Origin of the sequence: Roseateles subflavus (assembly GCF_030285365.1) — a bacterium.
Classification (GTDB): Bacteria; Pseudomonadota; Gammaproteobacteria; order Burkholderiales; family Burkholderiaceae_C; genus Roseateles_B; species Roseateles_B subflavus.
Genome location: NZ_JASVDS010000001.1, coordinates 170,786 through 184,059 on the forward strand (window position 1 = coordinate 170,786; position 13,274 = coordinate 184,059).

Genomic DNA, 13,274 nt, shown 5'->3' on the forward strand with positions numbered 1-13,274 from the left:
CGTCGCCCTGAAAAAAAAGCCGCCCGAGGGCGGCTTTTCTCTTGGGGCCTGCCGATCGCCCGGGCGAGCGGGCGGGCCGGCAGCGGGCGCTCACTTGTGGTACGCCGTCTCGCCGTGCGAGCTGATGTCCAGGCCCTCGCGCTCTTCCTCTTCGGAGACACGCAGGCCGATGGTCATGTCCACCACCTTGTAGGCGATCACGGACACCACGGCCGACCAGACGATGGTCACGCCCACGGCCTTGGCCTGCGTCCAGACCTGGCTGGCGATGCTGTAGGCATCGGGCGCAATCATGGAGGCGGTGACCCAGTCGCCGACGGCGGACGGGCCGCCCAGGGCGGGCGAGTTGAACACGCCGGTCAGCAGCGCGCCGATGATGCCGCCCACGCCGTGGACGCCGAACACGTCCAGGGAATCGTCGGCGCCCAGCAGCTTCTTCAGGCCGGACACGCCCCACAGGCAGGCGAAGCCGGCGACCACGCCGATCACCAGGGCGCCACCGACGCCCACATTGCCCGCGGCCGGGGTGATGGCCACCAGGCCGGCGACGGCACCGGAGGCGGCACCCAGCATCGAGGCCTTGCCCTTGTGCAGCGCTTCACCGACGCTCCAGGCCAGCACGGCGGCGGCCGTGGCGACGAAGGTGTTGATGAAGGCCAGCGCGGCGAAGCCGTTGGCTTCCAGGGCGGAGCCGGCGTTGAAGCCGAACCAGCCCACCCACAGCAGCGAGGCACCGACCATCGTCAGCGTCAGGCTGTGCGGCGTGAAAGCCTCGCGGCCGTAGCCGACGCGCTTGCCGACCATGTAGGCCCCCACCAGGCCGGCCACGGCGGCGTTGATGTGCACCACGGTACCGCCGGCGAAGTCCAGCGCGCCCCACTGCCAGATCAGGCCGGCCTTGCCGTTCATCTCGTCGACGACACCCGCGGCGGTGTAGGCATCAGGCCCCATCCAGAACCACACCATGTGCGCGATGGGCAGGTAGCTGAAGGTGAACCAGATCGTCATGAAGGCGAGCACGGCGGAGAACTTGATGCGCTCGGCGAAGGCACCGACGATCAGGCAGGCCGTGATGCCGGCGAAGGTGGCCTGGAAGGCGGCGAACACGATCTCGGGGATCACCACGCCCTTGCTGAAGGTGGCGGCGTTCGAGAAGGTGCCGGCGACGTTGTCCCAGATGCCCTTCATGAAGAGCCGGTCCGTGCCGCCGATGAAGGCGTTGCCCTCGGTGAAGGCGAAGCTGTAGCCGTAGAGCACCCACAGCACCACGATCAGCGAGAAGGTGACCATCACCTGCATCAGCACCGACAGCATGTTCTTGCTGCGGACCAGGCCGCCGTAGAACAGGGCAAGACCTGGCACCGTCATCATGATGACCAGCAGCGTGGACAGCATCATCCAGGTGGTGTCGCCCTTGTTGGGCACGGGAGCGGGTGCGGCGGCGGACGCCGCTTCGGCCGGGGCGGAGGCCGCCGCAGCGGCGGGCGCCGAGGCCGCGTCAGGTGCCGCAGCCACGGCAGCGACGGAGGCGGCAGCAGCCGGCGCCGAGGCGGCGTCCTGGGCCCAGGCGCCCGGGGCGAAGACCGCCGCGGCGAGGGCCAGGGAAGCAAGCAGTTTCTTCATCGTGAAATCTCCAACGTCCTTATTGCGGTGCCACTGCACGAGTCGTTCGTCGCAGTCAGCCAATCAAGCCCAGCGGGGCCCGAGGATCCGGCTCTGCCGGACCTGCGGGCGCGCCCCCCCCGAGGGGGCCGGCGTAGCCGGTGGGGAGTGGATGGATCAGAGCGCGTCCTTGCCGGTCTCGCCGGTGCGGATGCGGACCACCTGGTCCAGCGGCGAGACGAAGATCTTCCCGTCACCGATCTTGCCGGTGCGGGCCGAGCCCTCGATGGCCTCGATGACCTGGTCCACGACCGCGTCATCCACGGCCGCCTCGACCTTGACCTTGGGCAGGAAGTCGACGACGTACTCGGCGCCGCGGTAGAGCTCGGTGTGGCCCTTCTGGCGACCGAAGCCCTTGACCTCGGTGACGGTGAGGCCCTGCACGCCGATGGCGCTGAGGGCTTCGCGGACCTCGTCCAGCTTGAAGGGCTTGATGACGGCGGTGATCAGTTTCATGGTGTGCTTCCTTGCGGTCGGATTCAGAAGACCTTCTTGACCGCCAGCACCAGGGCGCTCTTGGCCAGGTTCTTGTCGCCAGGGCCCACGTAGGCATCGGTGCTGGCGCGGACCAGGGCACCGCTCCAGGTGAAGCCGGCGTAATCCTTGGCCAGGGTCAGCGAGTAGTCGGTGTACGAGGCGCTGCCCAGGTTCTTCACGCGCTGGTGGCCCACGTGCGGAGTCAGGGTGAAACCGTCGCCCAGGTCCAGCGCGGCGCTCAGGTCCAGGTAGCCGGAGCCCTTGGAGTCGGCAAAGCCGAAGAGGTTGCTGGTGCTGTGCGAATACTTGGCGGTGAAGACGCCGTAGGTCAGCGCGCCGTAGAGCTCCAGCGTGTTGGCGCTGGGGCTGAGCTTGTTGCTCGGGTAGACGTACTGCAGCAGGCCCACGTCCAGGGTCAGGCCCTTGGCGATCTCGGTCTTGTAGCCGCCGTAGACGTCGATCTCGACGCTGGCGTCACCACCGCCGTCCTTGATCCACTTGATGGTGGAGGCCCAGGTGCCGGCGTAGAAGCCGTTGCCGAAGTCGTAGTCGGCGCCGCCCTGCAGGGCCGGCTTCAGGCGGGTCTGCGAGATGCCGCGGTAGCGGTAGTCGGTGGTCAGGCTGGCATTGAAGCTCAGCGGGCTGGCTGGCTCGTCGGCCCAGGCGGGCATCGCGGTAGCCGTGACGGAGAGGGCCAGCAGCGCAAACAAGGACTTCATCGCGGGGACTCCTGCAAAGTGGATGGTGAAATGACTTTCGACAGTCCCTGTTGCAGCTTCCGTGCCAGGCCCGTGCCAGCCGGCCTGCCCGGGCGATGCGCCCGCTGCTGGGGCGCATCGCTCCCGTTTTCGGGCCCGAATGTCACCGCGGTGCCATGGCCATGCACCGAAATATTCGAGAGGCCTCTCCAAACGCACCAGTTTGGGGACGCGCACCATCCTGCAGCTTGAGGAGTCTTCGGGCCTGTCCGCGCCCGGCCCAGGCCGGTGCCGACCCAGAATCCACCGCCAGGAGGCGCCCATGACCCTGGCCCTGATCCACAGCCGCGCACTCGACGGCCTGCGCGCCGAAGCCGTGACCGTCGAGGTCCACCTCGCCAACGGCCTGCCCAGCTTCACGCTGGTCGGCCTGGCGGACACCGAAGTGAAGGAGGCCCGTGAGCGTGTGCGGGCCGCGCTGCTCAGCAGCGGCCTCGAGTTCCCGGCCAACAAGCGCATCACGGTCAATCTGGCGCCGGCCGACCTGCCCAAGGAAGGCGCGCGCTTCGACCTCCCCATTGCGCTCGGGCTGCTGGCTGCGAGCGGGCAGATCGACGCCACCGCGCTGGACGGCCTGGAATGCGCGGGCGAGCTCTCGCTGGCCGGCGAGCTGCGGCCGGTGCGCGGGGCGCTTGCCATGGCGCTGGCGCTGCGCCGGCAGCCCTCGCCGCGCCAGCTGCTGCTGCCGCCCGGCAGTGCGGCCGAGGCGGCCCTGGTGGGCGGCGTGGACGTGCGCCAGGCCCAGCACCTGCTGGATGTGGTCCAGGCGCTGGCCCCGTCCCCGGCGTCCGCCCGGGCACCGCGCCCCGAGCCGCTGCCCCGGCCCCGGCGCGAACCCGCCGCCGTCGCCCCCTCGCCCGGCAGCGGCCTCGACCTGCGGGACATCAAGGGGCAGGCCGCCCCCAAGCGCGCGCTGGAGATCGCCGCGGCGGGCGGGCACAGCCTGCTGCTGGTGGGGCCGCCGGGCTCGGGCAAGTCCATGCTCGCGCAGCGCCTGCCGGGCCTGCTGCCGCCGTTGGACGAAGAGGCGGCGCTGGAAAGCGCGGCCACGCTGAGCCTCGCTGGCCAGTTCCGCCCGGACGCCTGGGGGCAGCGCACGCTCCGGGCCCCGCATCACAGCGCGTCGGCGGTGGCGCTGGTCGGGGGCGGCTCGCCCCCGCGGCCGGGTGAGATCTCGCTCGCGCACCATGGCGTGCTCTTCCTGGACGAGCTCCCCGAGTTCCAGCGCAACGCCCTCGAAGCCCTGCGCGAGCCCCTGGAGACCGGCCGCATCCTGATCGCGCGTGCCGCCCGGCAGGCCGAGTTCCCGGCCCGCTTCCACCTGATCGCTGCCATGAACCCCTGCGCCTGCGGCTTTCATGGCCAGACGGGCGTGCGCCCCTGCCGCTGCAGCCCCGACCAGGTCGCCCGCTACCAGGGGCGGCTCAGCGGCCCGCTGCTGGACCGCATCGACATGATGGTGGAGGTGCCCAGCCTGCCGCCCGAGCTGCTGGCGGCCGCACCGGACGGTGACGACACCGCCACCGTGGCGGCGCGGGTGCGGCTCGCGCGGGAGCGGCAGGGGGAGCGGCAGGGCTGCACCAATGCCCAGCTGGGCCCGCCGCAGCTGGATGTGCACGCCCGCGCCGAGCCGCCCGCCCAGGCGCTGCTGGAGCGCAGCATCGCATCGCTGGGGTGGTCCGCACGCGCCCAGCATCGCCTGCTGCGGGTGGCGCGCAGCATTGCCGACCTGGCCGGCGAGGCGGCGATCCGCAAGGCCCATGTGGCCGAGGCTGTGCAGCTGCGTCGCGCCCTCGTGAAAGGCTGAGCCATGGGGCGCCGCGGCGCAGGTCCCCTGCCCCCGCCTTGCCGCGCCGCCCCCGGCATCCCGCCTGAAACCGTTCCGAAACCAGCCTCCGCACGGCTGGGGCCACAATGCCCGCCAACGATCGCCCCCCTCCATCCTTCCCCATGAAACCTTTCGGCTGGGCCCTCATCGGCCCGGGCAAGATCGCCCGGCGCTTCGCACAGGCCCTCAGCGCGATGCCGGGCAGCCGCCTCGTCGCCGTCCACGGCCGCGACGCCGAGCGGGCGGCCGCCTTTGCGGAGCAATGCCAGGCGCAATGGCCGGACCCTGCCGGCGCCCCGCGCGTCAGCACGGACCTCGCCGCCCTGCTGGCGGATCCGGCCGTCGACGCGGTCTACATTGCCACCCCGCACGCCCAACATGGCGCACCGGTGCGCGCGGCGCTCGCGGCCGGCAAGCCGGTGCTGTGCGAGAAGCCCCTGGTGCCGAACCGGGCCGAGGGTGAGGCGCTGGTGGCCCTGTCCCGCGAGCGGGGCGTCTTCCTGATGGAGGCCGTCTGGACGCGCTTCCTCCCGGCCTACGAGGTGCTCGGCACCCTGCTGCGGGACCAGGCCATCGGCCCCTTGCGCGCCATCGAGTCGACGTTCTGCTTCCCGGCGCCCTATGACCCGAACAGCCGCCTCTTTGATCCCGCGGCGGGCGGGGGAGCCCTGCTGGACGTCGGGATCTACAACCTCACCGCCACGCGCCTGGCGCTGCAGCAGTCCCTCGGCCACGTCCCGGCGCTTCGCCAGCTGGACGTCCAGGGCCTGCTGGCGCCCAGCGGCGTGGACCTGCGGGTGCAGGGGCTGCTGGGCTTCGCGGGCGGCATCACGGCGCAGTTCCTCTGCGGCCTGGACGCCAGCGCGCCCAATGCGCTGACCCTCCTCGGCGAGCATGGCTCGATCAGCCTGCCGCATCACTTCTGGGAAAGCCAGACCCTGGTCCTGCGCCCGCACGGTCAGGCGGAGCAACGCATCGAGGCCCCCTGGCGCATCAACGGCTTCGAGGGCGAGATCGAGGAGGCGCAGGCCTGCATCCGCGCCGGCAGGATCGAGAGCCCGCGCATGGGCCATGCCGAGACGCTGGACATCCTCGGGTGGATGGACCGCATCCGCGCACGGCTGGGCGTGCGCTACCCCTTCGAGGCGGGCCCGCCCCTGCGCTGAGCGCGGCGCTGTGGTGGCGGCCCGACAGGCGTCGCCGGCCGCCGCCTTCTCCCCCACAGGAGGGCCGTCGGTGACACGGGCTTGTGGAATGATGCGCGCAGAAAAACCACGAGGGACACCGACATGAGCCTGCTGCGTGCATGGCTGGTACTGCTGACGCTGTGGCTGGCCTGCCTGGGCCTGCTGATCTGGCTGCGGTCGCTCAGCCGGCGTCAGGCCATCGCCTGGCTGCAGTGGCTGCGCTGGGCGGGCATCGGTGCCGTGCTGGCGGGCGTCCTGGCCGCCGCGATGATTCATTTCTTCTGAGAGGGACCCATGAACGCACACACGAACCGCACGACCGGGATTCGCCCCGTCACCCTGGCCCTGCTGATGGCCGCCGCCGCACTGAGCGCCTGCACGCGCATCGAGACCGGCGAGGTCGGGCTGCGGGTGGGCATCGACAAGCAGATCAGCGGCGCCGAGCTCATGCCCGGCAGCTTCAACCAGACGCTCTTTGGCGACGTGCTGACCTTCCCGGTGCGCGACATCGCCGTCACGCTGGACAACAAGAACCCGCTCACGGCCGACAACAGCACGCTGAAGGATTTCGACCTCACCCTGGTCTACTCCATCAATCCCAGCAGCGTCTCGGACCTCTGGAGCACCAAGAGCCGCAGCTTCCACGCCTACAACAAGGACGAACGCGACTGGATCCTCATGCACAGCTTCATGACGACCGTCGCCAACAACGCCGCCTACAAGGCCGTGCGCGAGTACAAGGCGCTCTCCGTGGCGGACAACCGCCAGAAGATCGAGCAGGAGATCAAGCGCATCGTCACCGAGACGCTGGCCGCGGAGAAGCTGGACCAGGCGCTGAGCGTCACCCTGGTCCAGGTGCGCAACGTGATGCCGGCCGACGACATCATCGCCTCGGCCAACGCCGTGGTGACGGCGCAGAACGCCCTGCGCGCCAAGGAGATCGAGGTGGAGACGGCCAAGAAGGAGGCCGAGCGCATCGCCGCGCTCAATGCCAACAGCAAGGCCATTGAGTACATGAACGCCCAGGCGCAGCTGAAGATCGCCGAGGGCATCGCCGCGGGCAAGGTCAACACCATCGTGGTGCCCTACGACTTCAAGGGCATCGTGAACGCCAACGCACGCTGAGCCCGGGCGGCGCGACACAGGGCGCCCGGCTCCCCATGACAAAGGCGGCCCGCGGGCCGCCTTTGCCGTTCAGGACGGGGCATCCGCCGGCCGGGTCTCAGCGCTCCCGGCGCTCGATGCGGCCGTCGCGCACGACGACCACGTCTCCCACGCGCAGGCCCGGGTCCTGGGCCTGCTCCAGGCGCTGCGAGCTGCCGTCGGCGTGGCTCAGGCGAACGACCCAGACGCGGTGCGACTTCTGGCGCTTCTCGATCTCGTTGCCGGCATAGCCACCCGCCACGGCGCCGCCGATGGTGGCGATCTTCTTGCCGGTGCCGCCGCCCACCTGGTTGCCCAGCAGGCCGCCCAGCACCGCGCCACCCACGGCACCGATGCCGCTGGCCTTGCCTTGACGGGTTTCCTCGTGCACCTCGGACACGCGGGCGCATTCGCCGCACAGGGCCGGGGCATGGCTCGACGCGGCCTTGCCGGGTTCCGAGCCCGACGTGCCGGCGTTCCCCTGCGCCTCGCGAGCATCCGCCATCGACTGTTTCTGGGGTGCCGGCGGGGTCGGGGCGGGCGAGCCGCCAGTGGTTTCGGCGGCGGGCGCGGCCACCGGGCTGGCCGGGACGGACGGCACGGACGGCGATGAGGCGCGGCCGACGGCAAAGGCGCCCGCCAGCAGGACGCCGGCGCCCAGCACGCCGGCAATGAGTTGACTGGAAGTGAACGGCAGTTTCATGGGGATCTCCTCAGGCACCGCGACACGCCGGGAACGGCAGGAGCGGGCGGTACTTCCAGAATGCCAGAAGGGCCCGTCCGGCCGACAGCCGAACAGGTCACAGATGTAAGCGAGCGTTGGCTGCCCGGCGCCCGGGCCTCAGCCCAGCAGCGGGGCCAGTGCGCGCTGGGCGCTGGCCTCGTCGAGGGCGCAGCGGGCCGCCCAGTCTTTCAGCTGGTCGTCGCCGATGCGGCCCACGTTGAAATAGGTGGCGTCGGGATGGGCGAAGTAGAAGCCGCTCACGCTCGCGGCCGGCGTCATCGCCATGGACTCCGTCAGGCCCATGCCGATGGCGGCCGGGTCCAGCACGCGGAACACGTCCCGCTTCACGAGGTGGTCCGGGCAGGCGGGATAGCCGGGCGCCGGGCGGATGCCGCGGTACTGCTCGGCGATGAGCGCCTCGTTGTCCAGCTGCTCGTCGGTCGCGTAGCCCCAGAACTCCTTGCGCACGCGCTGGTGCAGGCGTTCGGCCAGCGCCTCGGCCAGGCGGTCGGCCAGGGCCTTGAGCATGATGGCGGAGTAGTCGTCGTGATCGGCCAGGAACTGCGCCTCCTTCTTGTCGCAGCCGATGCCGGCCGTGACGGCGAACATCCCCACGTAGTCCGGCACCGTGCCCTTGGGCGCCACGAAGTCGGCCAGACAGCGGTTGGGACGCCGCTCGCCATCGACCACCGGGCGCTCCGACTGCATGCGCAGGCCGCGCCAGGTCATCAGCACCTCGGTGCGGGACTCGTCGCGGTAGATCTCGATGTCGTCGTCGTTCACCTGCGCGGCCGGGTAGAGGCCGAAGACGGCATTGGCGGTGAGCCAGCGACCGTCGATCAGGCGCTGCAGCATGCGCTTGCCGTCGCTGAACACGCGCTGGGCCTCCGTGCCCACCACCTCGTCCTTGAGGATGGCCGGGAAGGGGCCGGCCAGGTCCCAGGTCTGGAAGAAGGGACCCCAGTCGATGCAGGCGGCCAGCTCGGCCAGGTCCACGTTGCGCAGCTCGCGGCGGCCCAGGAACTTGGGCACCGGCGGCGTGTAGGCGCTGAAGTCCACCTGCTGCTTGTTGGCACGGGCCTGGGCCAGGCTCACCAGCGGCGTCTGCTTCTTGTTGGCGTGCAGGTCGCGGACCTTGTCGTAGTCGGCCTTGAGCTCGTCAATGAAGCGGGTGGCGCGCTCGTCGGAGAGCAGGTCCGCACACACGCCCACCGAGCGCGAGGCGTCCGGCACGTAGACCACCGGCCCTTCGTAGTGCGGCGAGATCTTCACGGCCGTGTGCACGCGGCTGCAGGTGGCCCCGCCGATCAGCAGCGGGATCTTCTTCATGCGGAAGTAGTCGTCGCGCTGCATCTCGGCGGCGACATGCTGCATCTCCTCGAGGCTCGGCGTGATCAGGCCGGACAGGCCGATGATGTCCGCCCCTTCCACCTTGGCGCGGGCGAGGATGTCCTGGCAGGGGACCATCACGCCCATGTTCACCACCTCGAAGTTGTTGCACTGCAGGACCACCGTGACGATGTTCTTGCCGATGTCGTGCACATCGCCCTTCACGGTGGCGATGACGATCTTGCCCTTGGGCTTCACATCGCCCCCCGCGGCGGCCAGCTGGCGCTTCTCCTCCTCGATGTAGGGCACGAGGTGGGCCACGGCCTGCTTCATCACGCGGGCGCTCTTGACCACCTGCGGCAGGAACATCTTGCCCTGGCCGAAGAGGTCGCCCACGATGTTCATGCCGGCCATCAGCGGGCCCTCGATCACATGCAGGGGGCGGCCACCGCTGGCGCTGATCGCCTGCCAGCATTCCTCGGTGTCCTCGGTGATGAAGTCGGTGATGCCGTGCACCAGGGCATGCGACAGGCGCTCGTTGACGTTGCCGGCGCGCCAGGCCAGACGGGCGCTGTCGTCCTTGGCGGCGCCCTTGGCACTCTCGGCGACCTCGATCAGGCGCTCGCCCGCATCCGGGCGGCGGTTCAGCACCACGTCCTCCACGCGCTCGCGCAGCACGGGCTCCAGGTCGTCATAGACGCCGACCATGCCGGCGTTCACGATGCCCATGTCCATGCCTGCCTGGATGGCGTGGTACAGGAACACGGTGTGGATGGCCTCGCGCACCGGGTCGTTGCCGCGGAAGCTGAAGGAGACATTGGACACGCCGCCCGAGACCTTGGCGCCGGGCAGGTTCTGCTTGATCCATCGCGTGGCCTCGATGAAGTCCACGGCGTAGTTGTCGTGCTCCTCGATGCCGGTGGCGATGGCGAAGATGTTGGGGTCGAAGATGATGTCCTCGGGCGCGAAGCCGACCTCGTCCACCAGCACGCGGTAGGCGCGCTCGCAGATCTCGGTCTTGCGCTGGAAGGTGTCGGCCTGGCCCTTCTCGTCGAAGGCCATCACCACGGCCGCCGCGCCGTAGCGGCGCACCAGGGTGGCCTGGCGCTTGAACTCGGCCTCGCCTTCCTTCAGCGAGATGGAGTTGACGATGCCCTTGCCCTGGATGCACTTCAGGCCGGCCTCGATCACCTCCCACTTGGAGGAGTCAATCATGATGGGCACGCGCGCGATCTCGGGCTCGGAGGCGATGAGGTTGAGGAAGCGCACCATCGCGGCCTTGCTGTCCAGCATGGCCTCGTCCATGTTGATGTCGATGATCTGCGCGCCGTTCTCGACCTGCTGGCGGGCCACGGAGAGCGCGTCTTCGTAGCGCCCCTCGAGGATCATGCGGGCGAAGGCCTTGGAACCCGTCACGTTGGTGCGCTCGCCCACGTTGACGAAGAGCGTGCCCTGGCCGATCACGACGGGCTCCAGGCCCGAGAGCTTCATGGGCTGGACGGGCGTGCGGGGCTGTGCGGACGACGTTGTGGACATGCGGACCTCGGCGATGCTGGTGGCGCAGACGATGCTGCAGCCGTTGCTGCTGGGGCCGGGGCAGGACTCACCTCGGCCGCCAGGGAAATGGGGACTCGGTGAGCGTCGTTGGCAGGGCAGCGCTTGCAGGGGGAGTCGCAAGGGGGCCACCGGGTTCGAGCCTGGCGCTGGCCGGCGGCGAGCCGGCCGAGGCGTCGCAACGCTCCTCGAACGTGCGGATTTTACGCACTCGCAGGGTTTACGCGCGCCTGGGCTGCGCGCCCTCAAGCCCATACTGCGCCGCGCCGAAATACATTCTGACCGTGGAACTCGTCCCCCTGCCCCCCAACAGCCTGCGCATCGGCCAGGTGCTGACCTTCTCCGTGCGTGACGCGGAAGGCCACCTCCTGTTCGCCGCCGGCCAGACCTTGCAGAACACCCCGCAGGTCCAGGCCCTGATCCAGCGCGGCGCCTGGGTGCAGGCCCATGAAACCAAGGAATACCAGAAGGCGCTGGTCCACAAGATGGACACGCTCATGATGCAAGGCGCCTCGCTGGCGAACATCGTGAAGGTGGAGGCGGACTTCCGCGCCGAGCGCACGCAGCGGGCCGTCGCCGAGCTCAGCGAACCGGCCTTCTGGAACGACCTGCACCTGCACGCGCACAGCCTGCTCAAGGATCCCCGCGAAGACTTCCTTGGCCGATTGGAAACGCTGCGCGAGGACGCCCTGAGGCGCTTCCACCAGCGCCCGGACGCCGTCCTGACCCTGCTGGTGCACGACGCCTCGCAGGATTTCCAGCGCTACAGCGCCCGCCACGCCGTGCTGTGTCTGCTGGTGGCGGACCTCGTGGCGAAGCAGCTGGGCTGGGCCGAGGACCGCACCCGGGCCCTGCTCAACGCCGCCCTGACGATGAACCTCAGCATCACGCCGCAGCAGGACCGCCTGGCGGCGCAGGAGGACAAGCCGAGCCCGCGGCAGTCCCTGGAGATGCGCGACCACGGCGACCGCAGCGCCGAGCAGCTGCGCGCGCTGGGGGTCACGGACGAGCTCTGGCTGGGCGCCGTGCGCCTGCATCACGAAGCCGGCCCGGGGCCGCTCGCGGGGCGTGCCGACATCGACCAGCTCGCCCGCGTGCTGCGCCGGATCGACATCTTCGGCGCCCGGCTGAGCCCGCGGCGCAACCGCAAGGCGCTGTCCGGTGCGGCCGCGGTGCGGGCCATCTACCTGGACGAGCGCCAGCAGCCGGACGAGGCCGGTGCCGCGGTGATCAAGGCCGTCGGCCTGTACCCGCCGGGCAGCCTCGTGCGCCTGGCCAATGGCGAGCAGGGCATCGTGGTGCGCCGCGGTCACAGCGCCACCGACCCGCTGGTGGCGGCGCTGATCGGCAAGAGCGGCTCACCCCTGAGCGGCCCCGTGCCGCGCGACACCCGTCTGCAGGCGCAGGCCGTCGCCGCCAGCCTGGCGCCTCACGAGCTCAAGCTGGTCATCAACATGGAGAAGCTGCTGAAGACGGCGGGGTGACGGTCGGGGGGACGGGCGGGATAGCGGGCGGGTCGAGCCCCGCCCGGCTCAGGCCTCCACCAGATCGCTGAACAGCTTGTGCCCGCAGGCGCGAGGCTGGTAGGCCGACACCTTGGCCGCGATGGCCGCGATGTGGTCCGGCGTCGTGCCGCAGCAGCCGCCGGCGATGTTCAGGAAGCCCGCCTGCGCGAACTCCGCCATCAGGCGGCCGGTGACGTCCGGGGTCTCGTCGAAGCCGGTGTCGCTCATCGGGTTGGGCAGGCCGGCGTTCGGGTAGCAGCTCACCGCCGTCTCGGGCGCGGCCTTGGCCAGCTCCTCGATGTAGGGGCGCATCAGCGTGGCGCCGAGGGCGCAGTTCAGGCCGATCGCCAGGGGCTTGGCGTGCCGCACGGAATGCCAGAAAGCGGTGACGGTCTGGCCCGACAGGATGCGGCCCGAGGCGTCGGTCACGGTGCCGGAGATGATCACGGGCAGGCGCTCGCCCGTGGCGTCCATCAGCTCGTCCAGCGCAAAGAGCGCGGCCTTGGCGTTGAGGGTGTCGAAGATGGTCTCGACGAGGAACAGGTCCACCCCGCCCTCCAGCAGCCCCTTGGCCTGCTCGTAGTAGGCGGCGCGCAAGGTGTCGAAGTCCACGTTGCGGGCGCCGGGGTCGTTCACGTCCGGGCTGATCGAGGCCGTGCGGGGCGTCGGGCCCAGGGCGCCGGCGGCGAAGCGCGGCTTCTCGGGGGTGCTGTACTTCTCGCACGCGGCGCGCGCCAGACGGGCGGCGGCCACGTTCATCTCGTAGGCGAAGTCCTGCAGGCCGTAGTCCTCCTGCGCGACCGAGGTGGTGCCGAAGGTATTGGTCTCGATGATGTCGGCGCCGGCGGCGAGGTACTGCTCGTGGATCTGGCTGATGACGTCCGGGCGGGTGAGCACCAGCAGGTCGTTGTTGCCCTTGAGGTCCTTGGGGTGGTCCGCGAAGCGCGTGGCGCGGAAATCGGCCTCGGTGAGCTTGTAGCGCTGGATCATCGTGCCCATCGCCCCGTCGAGGATGACGATGCGTTGCTTCATCAGCGCGGGCAAGGCGCTGCCACGGGTGTAGCGGGGGGCGGTAGGGGCGTTCATGCCCCCGATTGTAGGAAGGCC

General features: G+C 70.2%; 11 protein-coding genes. 5 read left to right on the forward strand and 6 right to left on the reverse strand.

The genetic code is table 11. The features are described 5' to 3' along the window. Positions 1–90: 90 nt before the first annotated feature. From QRD43_RS00705 to QRD43_RS00715, 3 genes are all read right to left on the reverse strand, one after another. Positions 91–1,623: an ammonium transporter gene (locus QRD43_RS00705; protein ID WP_285980545.1), complete on the reverse strand. Its 1,533-nt coding sequence runs from the start codon at positions 1,621–1,623 to the stop codon at positions 91–93. Between the two features lie 156 nt (positions 1,624–1,779). Next, positions 1,780–2,118, reverse strand: a complete 339-nt coding sequence (locus QRD43_RS00710) for a P-II family nitrogen regulator (RefSeq protein ID WP_285980546.1) — start codon at positions 2,116–2,118, stop codon at positions 1,780–1,782. 23 nt (positions 2,119–2,141) lie between these two features. Then, positions 2,142–2,858, reverse strand: coding sequence for a TorF family putative porin (locus QRD43_RS00715; protein WP_285980547.1), 717 nt, complete (start codon positions 2,856–2,858; stop codon positions 2,142–2,144). Between the two features lie 301 nt (positions 2,859–3,159). Here QRD43_RS00715 and QRD43_RS00720 point away from each other — a divergent pair, with 301 nt between their 5' ends. The 4 genes from QRD43_RS00720 to QRD43_RS00735 all read left to right on the forward strand — a co-directional run bounded on the left by QRD43_RS00720 (position 3,160) and on the right by QRD43_RS00735 (position 7,037). Beyond that, entirely contained in the window at positions 3,160–4,704 is a 1,545-nt protein-coding gene (locus QRD43_RS00720) for a YifB family Mg chelatase-like AAA ATPase (RefSeq protein WP_285980548.1), read from the forward strand. Between the two features lie 143 nt (positions 4,705–4,847). After that, complete coding sequence (locus QRD43_RS00725; protein ID WP_285980549.1) at positions 4,848–5,891, forward strand: Gfo/Idh/MocA family protein; 1,044 nt, start codon at positions 4,848–4,850, stop codon at positions 5,889–5,891. A gap of 123 nt (positions 5,892–6,014) precedes the next feature. Continuing rightward, positions 6,015–6,197: a hypothetical protein gene (locus tag QRD43_RS00730; protein WP_285980550.1), complete on the forward strand. Its 183-nt coding sequence runs from the start codon at positions 6,015–6,017 to the stop codon at positions 6,195–6,197. A gap of 9 nt (positions 6,198–6,206) precedes the next feature. Next, complete coding sequence (locus QRD43_RS00735) at positions 6,207–7,037, forward strand: SPFH domain-containing protein (RefSeq protein ID WP_285980551.1); 831 nt, start codon at positions 6,207–6,209, stop codon at positions 7,035–7,037. Between the two features lie 97 nt (positions 7,038–7,134). On the opposite strand, the gene QRD43_RS00740 is transcribed toward QRD43_RS00735, so the two are convergent. Together QRD43_RS00740 and metH are read right to left on the reverse strand one after the other, a co-directional pair. Continuing rightward, positions 7,135–7,758, reverse strand: coding sequence for a glycine zipper 2TM domain-containing protein (locus QRD43_RS00740; protein ID WP_285980552.1), 624 nt, complete (start codon positions 7,756–7,758; stop codon positions 7,135–7,137). A gap of 138 nt (positions 7,759–7,896) precedes the next feature. After that, positions 7,897–10,917 carry a methionine synthase gene (gene metH / locus QRD43_RS00745; protein WP_285980553.1) on the reverse strand — a complete coding sequence of 1,007 codons (3,021 nt, stop codon included), beginning with the start codon at positions 10,915–10,917 and terminating at the stop codon, positions 7,897–7,899. A gap of 29 nt (positions 10,918–10,946) precedes the next feature. Between metH and QRD43_RS00750 the strand changes: the two genes are divergently transcribed. Beyond that, the gene (locus QRD43_RS00750; RefSeq protein WP_285980554.1) at positions 10,947–12,146 is read left to right on the forward strand and encodes an HD-GYP domain-containing protein; all 1,200 of its coding nucleotides are present in this window, start codon (positions 10,947–10,949) and stop codon (positions 12,144–12,146) included. A gap of 48 nt (positions 12,147–12,194) precedes the next feature. On the opposite strand, the gene QRD43_RS00755 is transcribed toward QRD43_RS00750, so the two are convergent. Further along, the gene (locus tag QRD43_RS00755; protein ID WP_285980555.1) at positions 12,195–13,253 is read right to left on the reverse strand and encodes a homocysteine S-methyltransferase family protein; all 1,059 of its coding nucleotides are present in this window, start codon (positions 13,251–13,253) and stop codon (positions 12,195–12,197) included. Positions 13,254–13,274 lie beyond the last annotated feature (21 nt).